Below are 22,906 nucleotides of genomic sequence, written 5' to 3'. Positions count from 1 at the left end.
TGAAGTGATGAATTAAGGTTCGAGCGGCAGGGCTCGCGAGCAACCTCTTGAGTCTCGCCCGCGGCGTCACCCTATCGTCGACGAGAGGGTCTGATCAGATCGACTACATGTAGACATGTCACTTCTGTTGGCGCTCACAGCTCACCACGTGAACAGCTTTCCGATCCAGGCGTTGCCGAACCCGGCACCAGCACCGACACCCATTCCCCAACCAGCACCGCCGTCGATGGTGTCGGCCGAGTTTCCGCGCGGATTCGTTGAGCCGAATGACTTTCCGCAGCTTCCGAAGACGTCCGGGCCGAGTCCCACCGACCTGCTGACGTTAACCCCGTTTCCCTCACTGCGTTTGAGGCGACCAGGACGACGCTCAGCACTGAACAGCTGCGACCTGTTCCGGGTTGATCACCACGTGGTCCGCCAACGGCTGTCCGTCCCGCCGGACATCGACCCGGTAGTCGCCCGGGAGATCGCGTGGCACCACAGTGGTGTAGACGGTTCGCAGGACACCACCGACCGATGCCGTGAACGCCTTCCGCACCGGGAAGTCCTGCTGCCGGCAGGAGATCTTCTCGACGGACTCGCCGGCGGCGATGAGCAGGACCGTCCATGCCTGACGCCCCTGGCTGTCGACCAGCCTAAAGCGCAGCATTGTTCCGACCCCCGGGGTGGGCCGCTTCTCGATCTCTACGGCTTTCGAGCACCCGGTCTCCCCACCGTCAACCTCGGCGACGCAGATGTCGCCGCTGCTCGCCGTCTGCCAGATAAGCGACGGATCATGCCCACCGTCGTACTCCATCACGGTGACCCCACCATCGCCCGGAGCCTTTCCCTCCTCCGCCGCCGATTCCAGCACTCGCCGTCTGGTCGACTCCGGGAACGTCGGCCGGACTGTGTCACCGGCCAGGGGCCGTCCCGCCGAGGTCTCCGGAGCGGCTGGGGCGGTCGTCGCGCCTTCGGCGCCGCCATGCGAACCGCTGCACGCACTTGCCCCGATCAACAGGGCAACAAGGCCGGCACGGACGGCATACCGAACTGTCGATACGTCATTCATCAGACTTCCCCCCTATCGGCGGCCATGGTCGGCTTCGCCGGGCGTCTTCCGGTCACTCATGCGCCGACCTGACGGTCCGGTCGTCGGTGGAGATGCCGAGGGCGCCGTCCGCGAGTTCGATGGTGGCCGCGCCGGTGCCGCCGGGGCTGACGATCGAGACGGTCGCGCTCGCGGTCGGGGTGGGCAGCTGCCAGCCGTTCCCCGCCAGGCGGGCGACCTCCGCCCGCAGTGCGTCGGCGACGGAGTCGAACGTCGGCAGCACGAGCGAGGACGTCCCGAACTCCCCGAAGCCGCCCGGGTGGGCGGTGCCGACGAGGCCGATCTCGACCCGGCCGCCGAGGACGGAATCATGGTCCGCCGACAAGCCCTCGGACAGGGCGCCGAACGGGGCCGCCACCGTCGCCACGATCCCCGCCACGCCGGCCGCGACGGCGAACGCCCAACCCGCCGCCCGGCTTCTCGCAGAACTCATGACGCGTCTCCCGGCAAGCTGTCCTGGCGCACGAGGGCGACCGGTCTCTGAGATCTGGACGCGGCAGCCGGCCGAACGGTTCCACCACCGGGGGCACCCGCACCGGCCGTCGCGGCGGCGGGCCGAGGAGGGCCGGGCGGGCGGCGGCCGTCGTGCTCAGCCGCTGAAGACCACCGTCGTGGCGGCCGGGGAGGCGGCGCTGCCGGCCGGGGTGCCCAGGGTGCGTTCGGCCTTGGCGACGGCGGCGCGGTAGTAGAGGGAGGCGAGTTGGGGGGAGTCGCTGTCGCGTTGGAAGAAGCCGTAGAAGAGGCCGACGGAACCGAAGCGCTCGATGCCGAGACAGCCGTTGAGCCGCACGCCGGAGAGGGTGCCGTCGAGGCGGACGGCGGGCGTGCCCGGGCGGTCGCCGAGGACGAGGGGGGTGACGGTGAAGGTCACGGCCTGGTCGGTGCCGGCTCCGAAGGTCAGGCTGTGGCAGTTGGTGAACGCGTCGGTGGCGGCGGCGAGATCGGCGGTGAGCCCGGCGGGATCCTCGGCGGTGAGGGCCTCGGTCACCATCGGGTTCGAGCCGGGACCGTCCAACTCGGTCTCCTGGTGGACGGCTTGGGGCGAAAGCCGGGTGTTGTGCCGGTTCAGCAGGGCGGTCAGCCCGGTGCAGCCGCCGGCCGGGGCCGGGGCACTGCCCGGCGAGGGGCTCGCCGCGGCCGGCGCTTCGGTGAAGTCCGGGCCGAGTTCGGCGGCGGTGAGCAGCGCGGCCTTCAACTGGTCCGCGGTGGGCAGACCGTCGGCCGGGGCGGCGGCAGGGGGCCGGAGCGGGCCGGCCGCCGGGCCCGGCCGGACGGCGGCCCCGGCGGCGATGTCGGCGGTGCCCAGGGTGACCACCGTGGCGACGGCCGCGGCGGCGAGGGCGAGGAGAGGCCTCGGCTGGGACATGCGCGGTATACGAGACATACGGCCCCCGGTCGAGAGTTCGGGCAGGGACAGGCGTCCAGTCTCCCACCGGGCCCGGTCCGCCGCCCGCCGGGACGGCGGTGCCGCAGGTCAGGGCCGTTCCGGAGGGAGGGTTGCGAGGGTCTCGGTGAGCCATTCCACCCAGAAGGTCTCCAGGCCGATCCCGGCCCGCAGCACGGCGTGCTGGAGCCGGTTCTCGTCCGCGGCCTTCTCGGCCGGGAAGTCCCGCCGCTCGATCTCCTGGTAGTCGGCCAACTGCGCTCGGTGCACCGCGAGATGGCGGGTCAGCTCGGCGTCCAGGCCGGTCGCTCCGACCGCCGCCGCCGCACGCAGACGCAGCAGCAGCGGTTCGCGGACGGCCTTGGGCTCGCCGCCGTCGGCCGTCCAGCGGGCCAGTTCGGCGCGACCGGCGGGCAGCACCTCGTACTCCTTCTTCTGCCCGCGCACCGGGCCGGCCTGCGGGAGGGCCCGGATCAGGCCGGACGTCTCCAGGCGGCCCAGTTCGCGGTAGATCTGCTGGTGGGTGGCGGACCAGAAGAAGCCGATCGACTTGTCGAACCGCCTGGTCAGCTCCAGCCCGGAGGACGGCTTCTCCAGCAGGGCGGTGAGGATGGCGTGCGGCAGGGACATGCGGCCGATCCTAGGACGGGCCGGCCCGGGCCCTCGGCAGGCCCGGGCCTCCGGGAGAGTCAGGGCCTCCCGGAGAGTCCGGCCCCGGGAGGCCCGGCCGTGAGCCGGCTCCGGTCGCGAGCCGGCTCAGATCGCCGCGGCCAGTTCGGTGCCCTGCCGGATGGCCCGCTTGGCGTCCAGTTCGGCGGCCACGTCGGCGCCGCCGATCAGGTGCGGGGTGAGGCCGAGGGCGCGCAGGGCGGCGTCCAGTTCGCGGCGCGGCTCCTGGCCGGTGCAGAGGACGACGGTGTCGACGGGCAGCAGCTTTCGCTCGCCGTCCACGACGAGGTGCAGGCCGGCATCGTCGATCAACTCGTAGGTCACCCCGGCGACCATGGTGACGCCGCGGTGCCTCAGCTCGGTGCGGTGGATCCAGCCGGTGGTCTTGCCGAGGCCCGCGCCGACCTTGGTGGTCTTGCGTTGCAGCAGGTGGACGCTGCGCGGGGGCGTGGGCCGCTCGGGCCGGCGCAGGCCGCCGCGCTCGCGGTACTCGGGGTCGATGCCCCAATTGCGCTGGAAGACTGCCGGGTTGAGGCTGGCCCCGTCGCCCTGGTCGGTGAGGTAGGCGGCGACGTCGAAGCCGATCCCGCCCGCGCCGAGGACGGCGACCCGCTCGCCGACGGGCGCGCCGTCCCGCAGCACGTCCAGGTAGCCGAGGACGCTGGGGTGGTCGACTCCGGGGATTTCGGCGGGGGTTCGCGGGGTGACGCCGGTGGCGAGGACGATCTCGTCGAAGCCCTCGGCGGCGAGCCGCTCCGCGTCCACCAGCGCGCCGAGCCGCTGCTCGACGCCCAACTCGGCCAGCCGGGTGCGGTAGTAGCGCAGCGTCTCGTCGAACTCCTCCTTGCCGGGCACGCGCCGGGCGATGTTCAGCTGCCCGCCGATCGTCTCGGCGGCGTCGAAGAGGGTGACGGTGTGGCCGCGTTCGGCGGCCGAGACGGTGAACGCGAGGCCGGCCGGTCCGGCGCCGACGACGCCGATCCGCTTGCGCCGCCTGGTCGGTCCCGGCACGAGTTCGGTCTCGTGGCAGGCGCGCGGGTTGACCAGGCAGGAGGTGATCCGGCCGCTGAAGGTGTGGTCCAGGCAGGCCTGGTTGCAGCCGATGCAGGTGTTGATGGCGGCGGACCGGTCGGCCCGGGCCTTGGCGACGAAGTCGGCGTCGGCGAGCAGCGGCCGGGCCAGCGACACCAGGTCGGCACTGCCCTCGGCGAGCAACCGCTCCGCCAGTTCCGGGGTGTTGATGCGGTTGGTGGCGACCAGCGGCACGTTCACCGAGCCCATCACCTTCTTCGTCACCCAGGCGTACGCGCCGCGCGGCACCGAGGTGGCGATGGTGGGGATCCGGGCCTCGTGCCAGCCGATGCCGGTGTTGATGACGGTCGCGCCGGCGGCCTCGACGGCCTGCGCGAGCCGGACGACCTCGGCCAGGGTGGAGCCGCCGGGGATCAGGTCGAGCATGGAGAGGCGGTAGATCAGGATGAAGTCGGGGCCGACCCGCTCGCGGACCCGGCGGACGATCTCGACCGGGAAGCGCATCCGCCGCTCGTAGGGGCCGCCCCACTCGTCCTCGCGGTGGTTGGTGGCGGCGGCGATGAACTCGTTGATCAGGTAGCCCTCGGAGCCCATGACCTCCACGCCGTCGTACCCGGCGGCCCGGGCGAGGGCGGCGCAGCGGACGAAGTCCTCGATGGTCCGCTCGACCTGTTCGGCGGTGAGCGCGTGCGGCGGGTACGGGCTGATCGGGGCCTGGAGGGCGCTGGGGGCGACCAGGTCCGGGTGGTAGGCGTAGCGGCCGAAGTGCAGGATCTGCAGCGCGATCCGGCCGCCGGCGGCGTGGACGGCGTCGGTGACGACGCGGTGCCGGGCGGCCTCCGCCTCGGTGGTGAGCATGGCGCCGCCCTCCCAGGGGCGGCCGGCCTCGTTGGGGGCGATGCCGCCGGTGACGATCAGGCCGACGCCGCCGCGGGCGCGTTCGGCGTAGAAGGCGGCCATCCGGTCGAAGCCGCCGGGGGCCTCCTCCAGGCCGACGTGCATCGAGCCCATGATCACGCGGTTGGGGAGGGTGGTGAAGCCGAGGTCGAGCGGGCTGAGGAGGTGGGGGTAGGGCGCGGGGGACACCTGGGGCTGCTGGGCGGTGGCGCTCATCGACGTCTCCTGTGCGGCGTGCGGCGGCTCGTTGTTACCACACGGTAGGGGAAGGTCCGACCGCTATGCAACAAGTTGCATAAGACTCCGACACTCGCCCACCCGCCCCCGCCCGAAATTCGCCAACTGCCCACCAGCCCAGGCCGCGGTGTGCGTATTGTCGTATCGAAGTGAAGTCTTCGCAGCTCTTCGGGGAGGGAACGGCCATGCGAGACCGATCGATAGCCGTGGTCGGCGGCAGCATCGCGGGGTGCGCGTTCGCGCGGGCGGCCGCCCGCGGCGGCGCGGATCGCGTGGTGGTGCTGGAGCGCAGCCCCGGCCGGCTGGAGGACCGCGGCGTCGGGCTCTGCGTCCACGACGACCGCTACGCCGAACTGGTCCGCGCCGGCCACCTCGACGACGGCATCCGCCGCCACCGGATCACCACCCGGCACTGGGTGACCCGCGAGGGCCGGGACGGCGGAGCCGACCCGCGCGGGCGGCGGCTCTGGGCGCAGGCGATGCCGTTCCACTCCTACCACTGGGGTGTGCTCTGGCAGGCGCTGCGCGAGCGCACTCCCGACACCGTGGCCTTCCGGCTGGACGCGACGGTCACGGGCGTGGGCGGCGACGACGAACACGCCTGGGTGGCGGGCCCGGACGGCGAACGGGAGCGGCACGACCTGGTGATCGGCGCCGACGGCTACCGGTCGGTGGTCCGCGAGGCCGTCTGCCCCGAGGCGAGCCCCGACTACGCCGGCTACGTCTGCTGGCGCGGCAGCTTCGGCTCCGAACTGCTGGAGGAGCTGCCGGGCGGCCCGGCGCTCTGGCCGGAGAACGAGGTCATCACCGTCTGCTACCGCGGCGGCCAGGTGGTGCTCTACCGCATCCCGGGCCTGACGCCCGGCTCCACCCAGGTCAACTGGGTGTTCTACGCCCCCACGCCGCACTGGCTCCCGCTGGACGGCCCGACCAGCATCCCGGCCGGCACGCTCACCCCGGCACGGCTCGACGAGCTGGCGCAGCTCGCCGAGCGGCACCTGCCGGCCTACTGGGCCGGGGTGGTCGGCCTGACCCCGCGCGAACGGACCTTCCTCCAGCCGATCTACGACCTGGCGACCCCGCGCCGCACCGCCGGCCGGCTGCTGCTGGCCGGGGACGCGGCCACCGTGGTCCGCCCGCACAACACCAGCGGCGCGGTCAAGGCCGTCCAGGACGCCTGCGCCTTCGAGGACGCCTGGCGGGCGGCGGACGGCTGGACCGGCCTGCTCTCCACATACGACCGCGAACGCGGAGCCGCCGGGCGGGAGTTGGTGGAGATCGGCCGCCGCCTCGGGCAGGCGCAGGTCACCGCGGCGCCGGACTGGGCGACCATGGACGAGGCCGCGATGACCGCATGGTGGCGGCACCAGCTCGCCGGCACCGGCGGGTTCGGCGGCCACGCGCTCGGGCAGCCGCCGAAACCCCGTCAGAATGCCTCAGCAGCTCAGACGTTGACGCCGTAGTCGGTCGCGATGCCCCGCAGGCCGGACGCGTAGCCCTGGCCGATGGCGCGGAACTTCCACTCGGTGCCGTTGCGGTACAGCTCGCCGAAGACCATCGCGGTCTCGGTCGAGGCGTCCTCGGTCAGGTCGTAACGGGCGATCTCCTGCCCGTTGGCCTGGTTGACCACGCGGATGAACGCGTTGCGGACCTGGCCGAAGCTCTGCAGCCGCGCGTCGGCGTCGTAGATCGACACCGGGAAGACCACCTTGGCCACGTCCGCCGGGACGGTGGCCAGGTTGACCTTGATCTGCTCGTCGTCGCCGTCGCCGCCACCGGTCAGGTTGTCGCCGCTGTGCTCGACCGAGCCGTCGGGGCTGCGCAGGTTGTTGAAGAAGACGAAGTGCTGGTCCGAGACCACCTTGCCGAGCGCGCTGCAGAGCAACGCGCTCGCGTCCAGGTCGTAGTCGGCCCCGGTCGTGGTGCGCACGTCCCAGCCGAGACCGATGATGACGGCGGTCAGGCCCGGCGCCTCCTTGCTCAGCGAGACGTTGCCACCCTTGGCCAGCGAAACTCCCACGATGCCCTCCTCGGTTGCTCTCCCTTTCGATGAATCTACAACACTGTAGAGATCACGAGAATCCACCCGCAGACGGTGGCGTCCGCCGGCCACCCCGCGCTCACTCACTCCCCCGCCCCCTCACCCGTCCTCCCGCCCGGCCCCGCGGCGGCGGCCGACCTACACTGACCGTGCGGGCGGTACGCCCGTCCAGGCCCCCGCGCGGGAGGTCCCCATGCGCCAGCGGCACAGCTTCCACCTCGACCAGGCCGGCCACTCCGTCACCGTGAACGTCCGCTCCGGGTGGATCACCGAGACGGAAGTCCTGGTGGACGGCAAGGAGTGCGCCTTCCACCGCGTCCACGGGCACGGCGTCTATCCGCTCACGCTGGCCGCCCAGCTGGCGGAGGAGCCGCCGCTGCCGCTCTCGGTGCGCCTGGAGCGCACGGGTGTGGCCGGGCATCCGCTGGCCTGCGTCCTGGAACTGGGCGGGACGGTGCGGCCGATGGCCGAGCACGTGGAGCGCTGACGGCGCCGTCAACCCGCCTGACGGTCCGTCAGAATCTCCTCGACGGCCGGGCGGGCGCGCTCGGCGTCCTCGGCGACCAGACCGATCCTGGTCCGGCGGTCGAGCACGTCGGAGACGTCCAGCGCGCCCTCGTGCGTCACGGCGTACGCGATCTCCGCGCGGGTGACGTCGATGCCCTCGGCGATCGGGGCACACGCGGCACCCGGCCGCGCCTCGGCGACCGCCAGGACGGACCGGGCCTCGCCGCCGTACCGGGCGAGCAGCGAGGCGGGCGCGCCGTCCACCGGCAGCGGGTGGCCGTCCCGGTGCCCGGGGGCGCCGACCAGCGGCAGCCGGGCCGTCCAGCAGGCGCGGGCGGACAGCCCGCGCAGCCGGACGGCGGTGTCCACGGCGTCCTCGGCCATCCGCCGGTAGGTGGTGAGCTTGCCGCCGACCACGGTGATCACGCCGGACGGGGACTCCAGCACCGCGTGCTCCCGCGAGAGGTCGGCGGTGCCACCGCCGCCGGTGTCCAGCAGCGGCCGCAGTCCGGCGTAGGCGCCGCGTACGTCCGCCCTGGTCAGCGCGGTGTGCAGGGCCGCGTTGACGGTGTCCAGGAGGAAGCCGGTCTCGGCGTCGGTCGGCACCGGCTCGTCCGGGATCGGCCCGGGCGCGTCCTCGTCGGTCAGCCCGACCGCCACCCGGCCGAGCTGCTGCGGCAGCGCGAAGACGAACCGGCTGGTGGAGCCGGGGACGGGCACGGTGAGTGCGGCGGTCGGGTGGCCGAGGACCGCGGCGTCGAACAGCAGATGGGTGCCCCGGCTGGGCCGCAGCCGGATCGACGGGTCCACCTCGCCCGCCCAGACGCCGGTGGCGTTGACGACGGCACCGGCGGTGACGGTGAACGACTGCCCGGTGAGCGCGTCGGTGAGCCGGGCCGAGGTGCCGGTGACGGCGCCCGCCCGCACCCGGGTGAGCACGGTGGCGCCGTACTGCGCGGCGGTCCGGGCCAGCGCCACCACCAGCCGGGCGTCGTCGATCAGTTGGCCGTCGTGCGCGACCAGGGCGCCGGCCAGGCCCACCGCTCTGAGGCCGGGCACCAGCCGGCGCGCCCGGTCCGCGTCGACGCGGCGCACCCGGGGCAGCAACGTGCCCGGCGTACCGGCACCGAGGCGCAGCGCGTCCCCGGCGAGGAAGCCGGCCCGCACCAGCGCGGCCTGCCCGGGGCGCATCAGCCCCGGGAGCAACGGCACCAGTTGGGGCAGCGATCGGACGAGGTGCGGGGCGGTGCGGGTCATCAGGACGCCGCGTTCGGCGGCGCTCTCCCGGGCCACGCCGATCCGGCCGGAGGCGAGGTAGCGCAGGCCGCCGTGGACCAGCTTGGAGCTCCACCGGCTGGTGCCGAAGGCGAGGTCGCGCGCCTCGACGAGGACGGTGCGCAGCCCGCGCGCGGCGGCGTCCAGGGCGACCCCGGCGCCGGTCACGCCGCCGCCGATGACCAGCAGGTCGACGGCCGGGCGCCCGGCGAGCGCTTCGAGCTCCACCGTGCGGCGGCGGGCGTTGAGCCGGGTCGTACCCGCGAAGGGCCCGGCGGTCGGGCCGGCGTAACGCTGGGCGGGCGGCCGGGCGTTCGGGGTCATGGCGCGAGGTATCCGTTCAGTGCTCTGGCCAGTTCGCGCCGCCACGCCGCCTCGGGCAGCAACTGGGCGACCATGCGGTGCGACTGGACGGTGGACTGGGCGATCAGCAGCACCATGGCGGCCAGTTCGACGGGCTCGCCGGCCCGGATCGACCCGTGCGCCTGCCCCTGCTCGATACCGGCGCGGAGCGCTTCGAGCAGGCCGCGCTGGCTGGTGCCGAGCCGTTCGACGACGTACTCGAAGAGCGTGTCGGAGTCGGCCGAGCGCAGCAGCGCGCCGAGCACCGGGTGGTCGCGCAGCCGGACGGCGACCTCGACGACCCCGTCGACGAAGGCCGCGCGGTCCTCCCCGGTGAGCGCCACGGTGGCCTGGGTGGCGCGGATCTCGCGGGTGAGCAGCGCTCCGATGACGGCGCGGACGTCCGGCCAGCGCCGGTAGACGGTCGGCCGGCTGACCCCGGCCCGGCGGGCGATCTCGGCCAACTGCGTTCGGCGCACGCCGAGATGGACGATCAGGTCGGCGGCGGCGTCGAGGATCGCGTCGTCGGTGCTGCGGGCTTCGGACACCCCTGGCTGCTCAGCGTTACTACTTGACATGATGTGTGAAACTGTAACGCATGGCATCCGAGACGCAAGCGGGACCGGCCGGCGCCGCGCTTCCGCTCCCCCCGATGAAGTGGGACGCCTGGGGCGATCCGGCCCTCGCCAGGGAACTGCCCGCCGACATCAAGGCCCTGCTGGCCGCCGCCCTCGGCGTGACCGGCGACGCGGGCCCCGGGCCCACCGCCGCCGAGGTCGTGCTGCGCCCCTCGCTGCTGGCGGAGGCGGACCTGAAGGCGCTCGCCGCCGTCGTCGGCGAGGCGCACCTCAGCGCCGCCGACGCCGACCGGCTCCCCCGGGCCGGCGGCAAGTCCACCCCCGACCTGCTGCGCCGCCGCAGCCGCGCCCCGCAGGACGCGCCCGACGCCGTCGTGCTGCCCGGGAGCGAGGACGAGATCGCGGCCGTCCTCGCGCTCTGCGCCGAACGCCGCATCGCCGTGGTGCCGTTCGGCGGCGGGACGAGCGTGGTCGGCGGCCTCGACCCCGAGCGCGGGGGCTTCACCGCCGTCGTCTCGCTCGACCTGCGCCGCTTCGACCGGCTGCTCGACCTGGACGCGATCTCCGGCGAGGCCGTCCTCGGCGCCGGTCTCACCGGCCCGGCGGCAGAGGCGCTGCTGGCCGAGCGCGGCTTCGAACTCGGCCACTACCCGCAGAGTTTCCGCTTCGCCACCATCGGCGGCTTCGCGGCCACCCGCTCCTCCGGCCAGGACTCCGCCGGGTACGGGCGCTTCGACGAGATGGTGCGCGGCCTGCGCGTCGTCACCCCGGCCGGGGTCCTGGACCTCGGCCGCGCCCCCGCCTCGGCGGCCGGCCCTGACCTGCGCGAGCTGTTCCTCGGCTCGGAGGGCACCCTCGGCGTGATCACCGCCGTCCGGGTGCGGGTGCACCCCGTCCCGGCCGTGAAGGCCTACGAGGCCTGGAACTTCCCGGACTTCACGACCGGCGCGGACGCGCTGCGCGCGGTCGAGCAGCAGGGCACCGGCCCGACCGTGATCCGGCTCTCCGACGAGGCCGAGACGGCGGTCAACCTGGCGATGACCGAGCAGATCGGCGGGGAAGCGGCCGTGAGCGGCTGCCTGGCGGTGACGGTCTTCGAGGGCGACGCCGAGCAGGTCACCGCCCGCCACCGGCTCACCCGGGCCGTCCTGCTGGCCGCCGGCGGCACCTCGCTCGGCGAGGCACCGGCCAGGGCGTGGGAGCACGGCCGCTTCAACGCGCCCTATCTGCGCGACTCGCTGCTCGGCGCGGGCGCCCTCTGCGAGACCCTGGAGACCGCCACCGACTGGCGCCGCCTGCCCGCCCTCCGGGCCGCGGTGACGTCGGCGCTGACCACCGCGCTCCCCGGCTCCCTCGTGCTCTGCCACATCTCGCACGTCTACCCGACCGGCGCCTCGCTCTACTTCACCGTGGTCGCGGCGCAGGGCCCGGACCCGCTCGCCCAGTGGGCCGCCGCCAAGCGCGCCACCGGGGACGCCATCGCGGCGGCCGGCGCCACCATCACCCACCACCATGCCGTCGGCGCCGACCACCGGCCCTGGATGGCCGACGAGATCGGCGAGTTGGGCGTCCGGATCCTGCACGCGGTCAAGGCCGCCGTCGACCCGGTGGGCATCCTCAACCCCGGCAAGCTGATCCCATGACCGGGCCGGGGGGGCCCGTCAAGGAGCCGGGTCACGCCGACGGCCCCGGACGGATCGGCCGGGTGGCCGTGCTCACCAACCCGGCGGCGGGCGCCGGTCACGCCGAACCCGCCGCCCGCCGCGCCACCGCCCGGCTGCGCGCGCTCGGCGTCGACACGGCCTCCCTGGCGGGCGGTTCGGCGGACGACACCCGCCGTCTCGCCCGGCAGGCCGTGGCGGACGGCTACGACGCGGTGGTGGTGGTCGGCGGCGACGGCATGGTCAACCTCGCCCTCCAGGCGGTGGCCGGCACCGCCGTCCCGCTCGGCATCGTCCCGGCGGGCACCGGCAACGACCACGCCCGCGAGTACGGTCTCCCGCGCCGCTCCCCCGAGGCCGCCGCCGAGGTGATAGCGGGCGGGCACACCACGGCCGTGGACCTCGGCCGGATCACCGGCGCCGACGGGGCGTCCCGGTGGTTCGGCTCCGTCCTCGCCACCGGCTTCGACTCGCTGGTCAGCGACCGCGCCAACCGGCTGCGACGGCCGCGCGGCCGGATGCGCTACAACCTCGCCATCCTCGCCGAGTTCGCCAACCTGCGCCCGCTGCCGTTCCGCCTCACCCTCGCCGACGGCACCGTCATCGAACGCGATCTCACCCTGGCCGCCATCGGCAACACCCGCAGCTACGGCGGCGGCATGATCATCTGCCCGGCCGCCGACCACACCGACGGCCTCCTCGACCTCACCCTGGTCGCGGCCATGCCCCGGCTGCGGATCGCCCGCTTCTTCCCCAGCATCTTCAAGGGCACCCACGTCCACCACCCGGAGGTCACCACCCACCGCACCGCATCGGTACGCGTCGAGTCCCCCGGCATCACCGCCTACGCCGACGGCGAGTTCATCGCCCCGCTCCCGATCGACGTCACCGTCACCCGGGGCGCCCTGCACGTCCTGACGCCCCGTCCGGCCGCGCCACCGACGATGCCGCGCCCGGGCGTCACCCCTTCCGGGAGTATTTCGTGAGGTAGTCGGGGGTCTTGATACCGGATTTGAGATTGCTCGCCGGGCTCGGGGGTCCGTAGACCTCCGTGATCGGGAGCGTCCCGGCCCAGTAGTCGCTGTCCACATCCACCTTCTCTTCGCTCTTCGGCCCGCCGGTACGGGCTTTGAACGTGACCTCGGCCGGCGTGTCCAGGCCGAGGCGCAGGACCACGGTCCCGGGGTGCGTCGCTCCCGAATCCCCGTGAATCTCAAGCGTGCTGGGCTGCCGGGTGTCGGCCCAGCGGCCCGGGACGATGTGTTCGACGAGCGTCTCCAGCGTGCCGAAGTCGTCCTTCTCCTCGATCGCGTACGCGGTGCTCTTCACCACCACCGATCGGTAGCCGACGGAGCTGTGGTACGCCGAGCGTCCGAGGATCAGACTGTCCAGCAGGGTGACCGTCAGGCAGACGGGCACCCCCAGCCCCTTGCTGTTGCCGACCAGGACGTGCAGTCGGGAAGGGTCGGGGTGCTGGGGCTGGTCCGGCGCGCCGTGCACGTACAGCGTTCCGAGTGCGTCGCCGCCACCGTCCTTGTACCCGTACACCATCGGCACCGCCAGGGGGCGATGGGGCGTCGACGTGGTGTCGATGTACGCGACGTGGCAGACGAAGCCCTCCTTGAGAACCTTCCTGATGGACTCCTCGTCCTTCGAAGGAGGCGTGTAGGTGGCGGGATTGGTGGCGGATCGCTCCATGTCATCTCCTGTTTGGTGGCTGCTCGTTGCTCCGCGGGCGTCGGCCGGATTCCGGTCCGGCCGACGCCCGACGTCCCCGTGCCGCCGGTCCGCGGCTCGGGGCCGTACCGCTACTGCATGCCGCGTCCGGTGATGTGGACCAGCCCGATCGGGACGGCCCCTTCGGCGAGTTGGGCGATGGGCCGCGGGGTGGTGGGCTTCAGCGCCGGCGGCTTGGTCAGCACCGGGTCCTTGCGGAGGTCCGCCACGAGCTCGTCGATCTGCTTCTTGCTGGCGCCCGGCAGCGCGAAGGCGTGTGCGTAGGGGCGGTCGATCTGGCCGCCGCTCTTCTGGTCCGGGTACTTCACGGTCAGCGTGGAGAGCGACCACTTGGCCACCGTCTCGTCACTGGGCCGGCGGAAGCGGACGGCGAGGGTGCCCTTGGTGCGCGCGGTCCACAGCACCAGGCCCCCCTCCTTCTCCAGCGTCCTGAGCTGCTGCTCCAGGTAGTCCGTGAGCTCCTGGGCCTCCTTGATCCGCTTGACCTGGTCCTTGTACGAGTGGCGGGCCAGGTGGTCCCAGAGCACCAGCGGCGAGAAGCCGTTGCGCGACCCGGCGAAGGTGGTGTCCGGGGAGCCGATGTACTGGGTCTGGCTCGGGGGCTTCATCTGGTACTTGACCTTGGTCATTTGAAGTGCTCTCCCGGCTGGAGCCGGGAGATTCCTGCTTACCTTGCGATAGCGGGCTTGACGCGCTTCGCGCGCCTGACGACTGCCCTTCCGGCAGCCGGGATGAGCACGAGGCCCATCCGATACAGGTGCAGGACGTTCCGGGCCGCGTTGTGATCGGCGTTGCCCGACCAGCCGCAGTCGTCTCTCTTGCACGCGAACACGGCCTGGGACTCCCGGCTGCCGGGCGTGGTGAAGCCGCACGCGGAGCAGCGTTGGGAGGTGCCGGGGGCGGGGACCTTGTGCAGGGTGCCGCCGAGCTGGGCGGTCTTGTACGTCAGCATGGTCACTGTGCGGCCCCATGCCTGCCCGTTGATGGATCGGTTCAGCCCGGACTTTTGGGCGACGTTCTTCCCCGGTTCCGTGGTGGTTCCCTTGGCGGACTTGATCATGTTCGTGATGGTGAGTGCTTCGACTACGACGGTGCCGTATGTGCGGGCGATGGCGGTGGTCGTCTGGTGCTGCCAGTCCAGGGTCCGGCGCTTGGCTTTCGCGCGGAGTCCTGCGATCTGGTCGTAGGTGCGGTGCAGTCGACGGCTGGTGCGCTCGCCGGGCTTGCGGTGGCGTTTGCGCCGCGCGGCGCGCTGTTCCAGATGCAGGAGCCTGGCCTTCTCCTTACCGGTCAGCCATTCGCGGTGCTTGTACGTTTCGCCGTTCGAGAGGGTTATGGGCACGGTGATGCCCATGTCGATGCCGATGTCCGGTCCCTGGTGGGGCTCGGACCTGCTCTGGAGGGTGTGGACGCGGAAGGCGATGTGCCAGCCAAGGATGTCCTTGATCAGCCGGGCCCCGGTGATCCGGTTGTTCACGCCTGCGTGCTTGCCCACGGGCAGGTCCTTGGTCCACCGGAAGCGGACCCGGCCCACCTTGGGGATGTTGACCATGCCCCAGCGTCGGTGCACGCGGGTGATGTTCAGGTCCCGGCCCTGCGGGATGTCCACGGACATCACCGTACGGAGCCGGCCCTTGAAGTTCGGGGCGTCGGCGCGGCCGTCCCAGCAGTTCTTCCACGCCTGGAAGTACGTCCTGAGTACCGCTTGCGCGGCCTGCGCGGGCAGGACGGCCAGGAAGTCGATGTCCTCACGGGCCTGGCGGATCGCGGCGTCCGCGTTCGCGAGAGTCCGCATCTCCCCCGGCATCATCCGCCACCAGGCGTGCAGCAGGTTCCACATGGTGCGGGCCGCGTGCGCCTGATCGTCGGCCTTCAGCACCCCGGCAGGCGACAGCGCAAGCCGGGCACGATGCCCGAACCGCCGCTTGACCGGTGTGTCCTGACTCACAACCGAGAGCCTAGCGCTGGTCTGTGTCACCACGCTGGAACCCTGATCCCGATGTCAGAACCGGTCGCCATGTTGTCTGCAACCTGCACGTTCACTTGGTTTTTTGTCACTGAGTACAGGCGGAAGGCGTTCACCGACGCCATGCCGACCCGCACCGAAGAGATCACGCGGGAGGTCCGCACCGGCTTCGGGGCCGAGCTGAAGCAGTTCAACGCAGAGCAGGACCACGTACACCTGCTCGTGCACCACCCGCCCGAAGTCCAGCTCTCCAAGCCGGACGGATCGTGCGGCGGGGCACCCCTGACCCTCGTCAAGCAGTACATCGAGAACCAGCAGTGCCCCGCCTGACCGTCACCACGGAGGCGCAGAGCCCTCCGGCGCCTCGCACCTCCGGTCCAAGGACGGCCTCCACCCCAACCCCCAACCACCGCCGCCGGGGCCGGTGATGGCGGCGCACACCGGCCCCGGCGGCCAGTCACGCGAACGGCCGAGCGATCACGCGAATGGCCGACCGCCACGCGGCGCCCCGACCGACCACCCACGCCGGCTTCCGGCGCCGGGGCGGGGACGAGCGCCGAAAACCGGTTGTGCGGCCAGGTGGCTTCCGATAGCAATACCGGGTGATCACAAGTGAAAAGATCGGGCTGCGGGCCCGGCACGAGGACGACGTGGCAGTACTCCACGCCGAGCTGTACAACGACGTGGCGACCCGCTCGCGCGCCGACTCCCGCCCTTGGCGGCCCATCCCACCGCTCCCCGAACACTCCCCGTACGCCGTCAGCGAGCCGTCCGACGACGTCGCCTTCTTCTCCGTGCAGGAGCTGGCCACCGGGGACCTCGCGGGCGAGGCGCTGCTCTGGGGCATCGACGCGCACAACCGGACGGCCCACCTGGGCATTTCGCTGCGCCCGTCGTTCCGTGGGCGCGGGCTCGGCGGCGACGTGGTCCGGGCGCTCTGCGAGTACGGCTTCGCCGTCCGCGGGCTGCAGCGGCTGCAGTTGGAGACGCTGGCGGACAACGCCCCGATGATCAGCGCCGCGACGAAGGCCGGCTTCACCCTGGAGGGCACGCTGCGCCGCAACGCCTGGGTCTACGGCACCTTCGCCGACGAGGTGATCCTCGGCCTGCTCGCCGAGGAGTGGGGCGGTCGCTAGATGTTCGGACCATTCGCGTCGCATCAGCGCGCGGCGGGAATGGTCAGACAAGCGCTGACGGCTCTCGCCCGTCGCCAGTAGACCGAATACCCGCCAGGGCCGCCTGACACAGTTCTACGATCCTCGCATGAGTGACTGAAGAGGCCCAACGCGTGGCGGAACGGGCCGACCTGACCCGGGCGAAACACCTCGACTGCACGGGCTACGACGGCTTCGACTGGATCTACGCGGCGAAACTGCCGAACTGAGCAGAACCGAGCACGGGTTTCCCTCACCGAGGGCTACGTCCGGCGGTCCGGCCTTCCGAGCCGAACCACGAACCCGGGCGTCCCGGCTCCGGCAGCCCTCGTCAGGGCGCGATGCGGCCGAGGCGCCGCACCATCGGCTCCACCGTGTCGGTGGGGGGCCAGGGGAAGTCCGGCAGGTCGGCGCGGAGCATGACCTGGCCGTGCAGCGCCGTCCACAGGGTCACGGCGTCGCCGAAGGGGTCGGTACTGGCCGACCGTCCGGCGCGGGCACAGGCTTCGAGGTTGTCGACCAGCGTCTGGAACGCGTCGAGCCCTCGGTCTCCCGCGTCCTCACCGTCGGGCGACTTCGGCTTGGGCCGGGCCCACCCGAACAGGACGCGATAGCGCGCCGGTTCCCGGACGCCGAACTCGACGTACGCGCCACAGCCTGCGAGCAGCGCCTCGACCGGGTCGTCGTGCGCGGCGACGGCGGTGGTCACCATCTCGTGCAGCTGCGCGATCGCCTCCGCCACCACGGCCTCGACGATGGCGTCCCGATCGGCGAAGTGGGCGTAGATCGAGGGGGCGGCGATGCCGACCTCACGCGCCACGGAGCGCAGGGTGACCGCCTGATCGGACCCGGTGCGCACGATCAGCGCGGTCGCCGCCCGCACGATCTCCTCGCGCAGCCGCACCCCTTCGCCACGCCGGTTCCGGGGCCGGGCCGGCGGCTCCTCCTCCTGGCCGGGAGCGGGTTCGGCGACTGCGGAGACCTTCTTCATGAGCCTGACTTTACATGCGTTAGCCGAGTGGACTAGCTTTCCCTCCGAAAACTTACACACGTAAGGTTACGCAGATGAGGAAACCATGAGCCTCCAGGAGAACCCCGATCCCGACGACGGCCACCCGCGCCGCTGGTCGGCACTGGCGGCGCTCTGCGCCGCCCTGGTGGTCACCACCATCGACAACACGGTGCTCAACACCGCCCTCCCCACGCTCGCCGAGGCGCTCCGGGCCTCCACCGCCGATCTCCAGTGGATCAACAACGCCTACACCCTGGTGTTCGCCTCGATGCTGATCGCCGCCGGCGGTCTCGGCGCACGGATCGGCCACCGCCGCGCCCTGGTCGGCGGTCTGGGGGTCTTCGCCGCGGGCTCGATCGCCGCCGCGACGACGACCACCGTCGGACCACTCATCGGGTACCGCGCACTCATGGGCCTGGGCGCGGCGTTCGTCATGCCGGCCACCCTGTCGATCATCGTGATGCTCTTCGGCGCCCGGCAGCGCGGCAAGGCCATCGCCATCTGGGCCGCGACCGCCGGTCTGGGCATCGTGCTCGGCCCGGTCACCGGCGGCCTCCTGCTCGACCACTTCGCCTGGGGCAGCGTCTTCTGGATCAACGTGCCCCTGGTCGCCGCCGCGCTCGTGGCCGCCCTGGCCCTCATCCCGGCACTCCCGGGCCGCCGGGCCGGCCGCCTCGACGGCCCCGGGCTGCTGCTCTCGGCCGGCGGTCTGGTCGCGCTCGTCGACGTCATCGTCCGGGGCCCCGAACGCGGCTGGCTGTCCGCGACCTCCCTGGTCGAGACCGGCGCCACCGTCGCCCTGCTGACCGCGTTCACCCTCTGGGAACTGCGGGTCCCCCACCCCATGGTGGACATGCGGATGTTCGCCAACCGCGCTTTCAGCACCGCCTGCGCCGTTCTCGCCATCACCTTCTTCGCCCTGTTCGGCGTGCTGTTCGTCTACACCCAGTACCTGCAACTGGTGCACGGCTACAGCCCGTTGGAGGCCGGTCTCGGCGCCCTGCCGTTCGCCCTGTCGATGGCCGTCGCCGCTGGCACCAGCGACCGCAGCGCCGCCCGTTTCGGCCACCGGCACACCATCGCCGCCGGGCTGGCCACCGTGGCCCTCGGCCTCGCCGGACTGTCACTCGTCACCACCGGCACGCCGTTCGCCCTGCTCTCCCTCACGATGGGGGTCGTCGGCGCCGGGATGGGCCTGATCACGGCACCGGCCAGCGCGTCCATCGTGGCCGCGCTGCCCCGCGAGAAGGCCCCGATGGCCGCCTCGGTCAACAGCGTGGTCCGCGAACTCGGCGGCGTCCTGGGCATCGCGGCCGTCGGCACCATCGTCTCCGCCTCCTACCGGGCCCACCTGACGACCGCACTGCCGGGGGCGCCCGAGGCCGCCGGCCACGACCTGACCGCCGCCCACCTGCTCGCCACCGGGCTGCCGCCCGCCCAGGCCGGCCGGCTGGTCGCCGCCGCCGACGAGGCCTTCACCACCGCCATGACCGTCGCCACCCTGAGCTGCTCCCTGCTCGCCCTGGCCGGCGCCGTGGCGGCGCTCGCCTGGCTGGGCCGGCCCGCCGCCACCGCGCCCAGCACCGGCGCCGCTCCGACCCCGACCCCGACCGAGAACGCGGCCGAAAGGGCGGCCGCCCGGTAGCGGCGTCAGATGCCGCGCCGCGCCTTGACCGAACCGTTCTCGATCGCCGCCAGCAGGGCCGCGTGGTCGAGAACGGTCTGGTCCGCGTAGCGGACGGCGAAGTCGGCGACGGCCTCGGCGAAGGTGTCGGCGCCGCCCAGGTAGCCGGCGATGGAGAGGCGGTCGCCGGAGCGGGCGTGGGCGCGGGCCAGGGTGCGGCCGCAGAGGTCGGCGTAGGCACGGAAGCCGCCCGGCGTCAGGTCGGCGACCTCGACGGAGCCCTTCATGTCGCGGAGCTGGCGGCCGTAGAAGTGGCGGCCGGCCGGGCCTGCCGTCCAGCCGAGGAAGATGTCGCTGGCGGCCTGCATCAGGTGCTGGCCGGTGACGACCCGGTGTCCGCCGTGGGCGACGGGCACTTCGGCGTCGGGGCGGACGGCGGGGAGGTGGTCCTCCAGGACGGAACGGCCGGCCTCCTTGATCTGGAGGAAGAGCGGATCGCGCTCGTCGCGCCCCTCCAGCAGGAGGATGTAACAGCGGGTGCCGACGCTGCCGACGCCGACGACCTTCCGGGCGGCGTCGACGAACCGGTACCGGTCGAGCAGGACGCGGCGGTCGTCGGCGAGGGTGGCGCGGTAGTCGCTGAAGACCTGGCCGACAGCGCGGAATTCGGTCCTCGGGAGCGACTGGATGAGCGGCGGGTCGCTGATGATGCGGCGCCGGCCGTCCTTCGTCTCGGTGAGCTTGCCGAAGGCCTGGAGGCTGGTGCGCCGCCGGGCGCGGGCGAGGCTCGCCTCGGCCCGCTTGCGCTGCCTGGGCTTCCGGAGCAGCGGCAGCAGGTCGCCGGTGTCGATGCGGGCGTACCAGACGTCGAGTTCGCCGTGCCCGGCGAGCCGCCGCATCGCGGTGGCGTAGCCGTGGGCCGCGGCGAGGGCGGCGCGGCGGGCGCTGTCCTCGTCGTTGCCGTTGTCACGGGCCGCGACCGCGACGCTCGCCGCCAGCCGCTTGACGTCCCATTCGAACGGGCCGGGGTAGGTCTCGTCGAAGTCGTTGACGTCGAAGAGCAGCGCGCGTTCCGGCGAGGCGTACACGCCGAAGTTCAGCAGGTGTGCGTCACCGCAGAGTTGGACGATCAGCCCGGTGTCCGGGCCGGCCGCGAGGTCGGCGGCCATCACGGCGGCGGAGCCCCGGAGGAAGGCGAAGGAGGAGTCGGCCATCCGGCCGTAGCGGATCGGCAGCAGTTCGGCGACCCGGTCGGCGCCCTGGCGTTCCAGCACCCCGACGGGGTCGGGGCGGTCGGCGGCCGGGATCCAGCGGCCGTGGGAGGAGCGCGACACCCGTTCGCGGGCCGCGCGGCCGCGCCGGCGGCGTTCGGCGGGACTGGTCATGCGCTGCTCCTCGGCCGGTGGAAGGGGTTTTACCTCCTCGCGACGCTAGAACAACGGCACAGGCCCGGCATGTCGAAGCGCGGGCGGGCGTGCGACACGCCCACCCGCGCTCAGCTGAACGGGTGAATTCAGAAGAGGGATCGACGGGGGTGGGACCGTGGTCCCTACTCCACGACGAAGTCCGCCATCATCGCCATGTCCTCGTGCTCCAGGTTGTGGCAGTGCATCATGTACGTCCCCGGGTAGTCGGTGAAGCGCACCAGTACCTCCACCGCCTCGGCCGACCGCAGGTCCACCGTGTCCTTCCACCCGGCGTCGTACGGGCCCGGGTCGGAGCCGTTGCGCGAGAGCACCTGGAACTGGTTCAGGTGCACGTGGACGGGGTGGTGCAGGTCGCTGAAGAACCGCCAGCGCTCCACGGCGCCGAGGGTCGGCCGGGCCAGCGCCCGGCCGGGCAGGTAGAGCCGTTTGTTGATGGTCCAGCCGTCGCCCTTGCTGAGGCGGAAGCGGAAGTTCCGGGTAATGACGGCGTCCGCGGGGTCGAGCCACTCGATGGTGGAGAGCCGCTCGGGCACCCTCGAGTCGTCCGAGACGGTACGGGAGGACACGTCGAACCGCATCACCTCCCTCGCCGAGCCGGTGCCGAAACGGTTCATCAGGCGCACCGACGTCCCCGGCTCGAAGCGCGAGAAGTCGACGACGAGGTCGAAGCGCTCGGCCGGAGCGATGTCCACGACATCGTGCGCCCGTGGGGCCTCCAGCAGACCGCCGTCGCCGCCGATCTGCACCAGCGCGTCGCCGCCGGGCGGCTGCGGGTCCAGTTCGAGGCGGTACACGCGGGCGTTGGAGGCATTCAGCAGGCGCAGCCGGTAGCGCGCCCGGTCCACCGGGTGCCGTGGCCAGGGCGCGCCGTTGACCAGGATGACGTCGCCGAGCACCCCGTTCATGTAACCGGCTCTGACGCCGGGGACAAGGCGCTCGGCGTCGACGGTCGGGTAGCGGAAGGCGCCGTCCTCCCCGAACGAGCGGTCGACGAGCATCAGCGGGAGGTCGCGTTCACCGCGCGGCAGTGGCAGCGCGTCCTCCTCCTCGTCGTGGATCAGGTGGAATCCGATCAGGCCGCTCCAGATGGCGAGGCCGGTGAAGCCCATCCGGTGGTCGTGGTACCAGAGCGTGGCCGCCCGCTGCTTGCCGGGATAGGTGTAGGTCCGCTCGCCGTTCGAGGTGTTGCCGAGCGGGGTGTCGGCGGGGTCGTCGGCGTACCGCTCCATGCCCGGCATCCCCGCCATACCCGCCATACCGCCCGCGCCACGGGAGCCGGTGGCCCCGGCCGGCAGGGTCAGGTCGATCGCGTAGCCGTCGCTGTCCGCCGGGGTGTGGCCGCCGTGCAGGTGGACCGTGGTCGGCACCGGCAGTTGGTTGCGGTGGAGCACCGCCGTCCGCCGGCCGGCCCGGACCGACAGGGTCGGCCCGGGAAAGATACCGCCGTACGTCCAGACGTCCGTCCGCAGACCGGGCAGGATCTCCAGCTTGGCGACCTGCTGGGTGATCTCGTAGAAGTCGGTGGTGCCCTCCGTGCGGACCGGTGCCAGCACCGGCGGCACCGGCAGCGGCAGCCGGAACGGCTCCGGCAGGTCCACCTCACTGCTCAACAGCCGGCCGGGGCTGCCCTTGCGGAACATCCGGGCCGCCGCGGGGACGGCGACGGCCGTCAGCGCGCCCGCGCCGACCGCCGCCGAGCCGAGGCCCAGGAACCGGCGGCGATTCACTTGGCCACCTCGACCGGTCCGCCGGGCCGGGGCAGCCGCCCGGTGCCGTCCCCGCCGTCCGGCTCGGCCGCCACGTCCGCGCGGGCCGGCAGCGGCGCCCGCCAGGCGCCGACCGCGCCGAAGAAGAGAGCGCTGACCAGCAGCACGCCGAGCGTCACATGGGCGCCCACCTCGCGCTCGTACCCGGCGAAGGTCTGGCCGGTGACCGCCACCGCCAGGAGCGCCGTCGTCCACAGTGGCCAGAGCGGCCCGCGGCCGACCCAGCGGACCAGCGCCGCGACGGCGAACTGGCCGATCACCACGGTGGCGAGGGTCATCGCGGCGACCTCGTGGTCCTTGAGCGACTCGTACGTGCCGTTGAGGAAGCTGCCGGCCAGCATGGTCTGCAGGAGGCCGAGGGCCGCCAGCGAGGTCGCGGTGGTGCGCAGCAGGATCAGCGGCCAGCGGGGCGCGGGGGCCGCGGGAGGACTGCTCATGTCGGGCTTCTCTCTGCTCGGCGGGGCGGGAACGCGCCGGTCGGGGCGGCCGGCGGCCCGAGGAGCGGGC

General features: G+C 72.8%; 21 protein-coding genes and 1 pseudogene. 7 read left to right on the top strand and 15 right to left on the bottom strand.

The window, feature by feature from the left end:
- Positions 1-367: 367 nt before the first annotated feature.
- From AB0P06_RS02060 to AB0P06_RS02040, 5 genes are all read right to left on the bottom strand, one after another.
- The gene (locus tag AB0P06_RS02060; RefSeq protein ID WP_363604347.1) at positions 368-799 is read right to left on the bottom strand and encodes a hypothetical protein; all 432 of its coding nucleotides are present in this window, start codon (positions 797-799) and stop codon (positions 368-370) included.
- A gap of 304 nt (positions 800-1,103) precedes the next feature.
- The gene (locus AB0P06_RS02055) at positions 1,104-1,523 is read right to left on the bottom strand and encodes a hypothetical protein (RefSeq protein ID WP_363604345.1); all 420 of its coding nucleotides are present in this window, start codon (positions 1,521-1,523) and stop codon (positions 1,104-1,106) included.
- Positions 1,524-1,679: 156 nt separating this feature from the next.
- Positions 1,680-2,456 carry a hypothetical protein gene (locus tag AB0P06_RS02050; RefSeq protein WP_363604343.1) on the bottom strand — a complete coding sequence of 259 codons (777 nt, stop codon included), beginning with the start codon at positions 2,454-2,456 and terminating at the stop codon, positions 1,680-1,682.
- A 108-nt stretch (positions 2,457-2,564) separates the two neighbouring features.
- Entirely contained in the window at positions 2,565-3,104 is a 540-nt protein-coding gene (locus AB0P06_RS02045; RefSeq protein ID WP_363604341.1) for a PadR family transcriptional regulator, read from the bottom strand.
- 126 nt (positions 3,105-3,230) lie between these two features.
- Positions 3,231-5,288, bottom strand: coding sequence for an NADPH-dependent 2,4-dienoyl-CoA reductase (locus AB0P06_RS02040; protein ID WP_363604339.1), 2,058 nt, complete (start codon positions 5,286-5,288; stop codon positions 3,231-3,233).
- Between the two features lie 206 nt (positions 5,289-5,494).
- Between AB0P06_RS02040 and AB0P06_RS02035 the strand changes: the two genes are divergently transcribed.
- Positions 5,495-6,772: an FAD-dependent monooxygenase gene (locus AB0P06_RS02035; protein ID WP_363604337.1), complete on the top strand. Its 1,278-nt coding sequence runs from the start codon at positions 5,495-5,497 to the stop codon at positions 6,770-6,772.
- Here AB0P06_RS02035 and AB0P06_RS02030 read toward each other — a convergent pair.
- Positions 6,754-7,329 carry a TerD family protein gene (locus AB0P06_RS02030; protein ID WP_363604335.1) on the bottom strand — a complete coding sequence of 192 codons (576 nt, stop codon included), beginning with the start codon at positions 7,327-7,329 and terminating at the stop codon, positions 6,754-6,756. The two genes, AB0P06_RS02035 and AB0P06_RS02030, sit on opposite strands and share 19 nt — an antisense overlap.
- A 214-nt stretch (positions 7,330-7,543) precedes the next feature.
- On the opposite strand from AB0P06_RS02030, the gene AB0P06_RS02025 reads away from it, so the two are divergent.
- Complete coding sequence (locus AB0P06_RS02025; protein WP_363604334.1) at positions 7,544-7,837, top strand: hypothetical protein; 294 nt, start codon at positions 7,544-7,546, stop codon at positions 7,835-7,837.
- An 8-nt stretch (positions 7,838-7,845) separates the two neighbouring features.
- Here the strand turns inward: AB0P06_RS02025 and AB0P06_RS02020 are convergent, their stop codons facing one another.
- Entirely contained in the window at positions 7,846-9,456 is a 1,611-nt protein-coding gene (locus AB0P06_RS02020) for a glycerol-3-phosphate dehydrogenase/oxidase (RefSeq protein ID WP_363604333.1), read from the bottom strand.
- Positions 9,453-10,052: a TetR/AcrR family transcriptional regulator gene (locus AB0P06_RS02015; RefSeq protein ID WP_363604331.1), complete on the bottom strand. Its 600-nt coding sequence runs from the start codon at positions 10,050-10,052 to the stop codon at positions 9,453-9,455. The genes AB0P06_RS02020 and AB0P06_RS02015 overlap by 4 nt, the downstream gene beginning before the upstream one ends.
- 20 nt (positions 10,053-10,072) lie before the next feature.
- Here AB0P06_RS02015 and AB0P06_RS02010 point away from each other — a divergent pair, with 20 nt between their 5' ends.
- Entirely contained in the window at positions 10,073-11,695 is a 1,623-nt protein-coding gene (locus AB0P06_RS02010; protein WP_363604329.1) for an FAD-binding oxidoreductase, read from the top strand.
- Entirely contained in the window at positions 11,692-12,699 is a 1,008-nt protein-coding gene (locus AB0P06_RS02005; protein WP_363604328.1) for a diacylglycerol kinase, read from the top strand. The genes AB0P06_RS02010 and AB0P06_RS02005 overlap by 4 nt, the downstream gene beginning before the upstream one ends.
- Here AB0P06_RS02005 and AB0P06_RS02000 read toward each other — a convergent pair.
- The 3 genes from AB0P06_RS02000 to AB0P06_RS01990 all read right to left on the bottom strand — a co-directional run bounded on the left by AB0P06_RS02000 (position 12,674) and on the right by AB0P06_RS01990 (position 15,344).
- Entirely contained in the window at positions 12,674-13,411 is a 738-nt protein-coding gene (locus AB0P06_RS02000) for a pyridoxamine 5'-phosphate oxidase family protein (RefSeq protein WP_363604327.1), read from the bottom strand. The genes AB0P06_RS02005 and AB0P06_RS02000 overlap by 26 nt on opposite strands.
- Positions 13,412-13,521: 110 nt before the next feature.
- Positions 13,522-14,079, bottom strand: a complete 558-nt coding sequence (locus tag AB0P06_RS01995; RefSeq protein WP_363604325.1) for a hypothetical protein — start codon at positions 14,077-14,079, stop codon at positions 13,522-13,524.
- A 38-nt stretch (positions 14,080-14,117) separates the two neighbouring features.
- Complete coding sequence (locus tag AB0P06_RS01990) at positions 14,118-15,344, bottom strand: transposase (RefSeq protein ID WP_363604596.1); 1,227 nt, start codon at positions 15,342-15,344, stop codon at positions 14,118-14,120.
- Between the two features lie 77 nt (positions 15,345-15,421).
- On the opposite strand from AB0P06_RS01990, the pseudogene tnpA reads away from it, so the two are divergent.
- Together tnpA and AB0P06_RS01980 are read left to right on the top strand one after the other, a co-directional pair.
- A pseudogene (gene tnpA / locus AB0P06_RS01985) lies at positions 15,422-15,746 on the top strand (IS200/IS605 family transposase).
- Positions 15,747-16,018: 272 nt separating this feature from the next.
- Entirely contained in the window at positions 16,019-16,552 is a 534-nt protein-coding gene (locus tag AB0P06_RS01980; protein WP_363604324.1) for a GNAT family protein, read from the top strand.
- A gap of 349 nt (positions 16,553-16,901) precedes the next feature.
- Here the strand turns inward: AB0P06_RS01980 and AB0P06_RS01975 are convergent, their stop codons facing one another.
- A complete protein-coding gene (locus AB0P06_RS01975) occupies positions 16,902-17,561 on the bottom strand; it encodes a TetR/AcrR family transcriptional regulator (protein WP_363604323.1) in 660 nt (219 codons plus the stop codon).
- Positions 17,562-17,646: 85 nt separating this feature from the next.
- Here AB0P06_RS01975 and AB0P06_RS01970 point away from each other — a divergent pair, with 85 nt between their 5' ends.
- A complete protein-coding gene (locus AB0P06_RS01970) occupies positions 17,647-19,227 on the top strand; it encodes an MFS transporter (protein ID WP_363604321.1) in 1,581 nt (526 codons plus the stop codon).
- A 5-nt stretch (positions 19,228-19,232) separates the two neighbouring features.
- On the opposite strand, the gene AB0P06_RS01965 is transcribed toward AB0P06_RS01970, so the two are convergent.
- The 3 genes from AB0P06_RS01965 to AB0P06_RS01955 form a co-directional block, all read right to left on the bottom strand.
- On the bottom strand, positions 19,233-20,591 hold the full coding sequence (locus AB0P06_RS01965) for a DUF2252 domain-containing protein (RefSeq protein ID WP_363604320.1): 1,359 nt from the start codon (positions 20,589-20,591) through the stop codon (positions 19,233-19,235).
- A 164-nt stretch (positions 20,592-20,755) separates the two neighbouring features.
- Entirely contained in the window at positions 20,756-22,360 is a 1,605-nt protein-coding gene (locus AB0P06_RS01960; RefSeq protein WP_363604318.1) for a multicopper oxidase domain-containing protein, read from the bottom strand.
- Entirely contained in the window at positions 22,357-22,836 is a 480-nt protein-coding gene (locus AB0P06_RS01955; RefSeq protein ID WP_363604317.1) for a hypothetical protein, read from the bottom strand. The genes AB0P06_RS01960 and AB0P06_RS01955 overlap by 4 nt, the downstream gene beginning before the upstream one ends.
- Between the last annotated feature and the right edge of the window lie 70 nt (positions 22,837-22,906).

Origin of the sequence: Kitasatospora sp. NPDC088351 (genome assembly GCF_040685575.1) — a bacterium.
GTDB lineage: Bacteria > Actinomycetota > Actinomycetes > Streptomycetales > Streptomycetaceae > Kitasatospora.
This window is presented reverse-complemented; position numbering and strand designations above follow the sequence as displayed.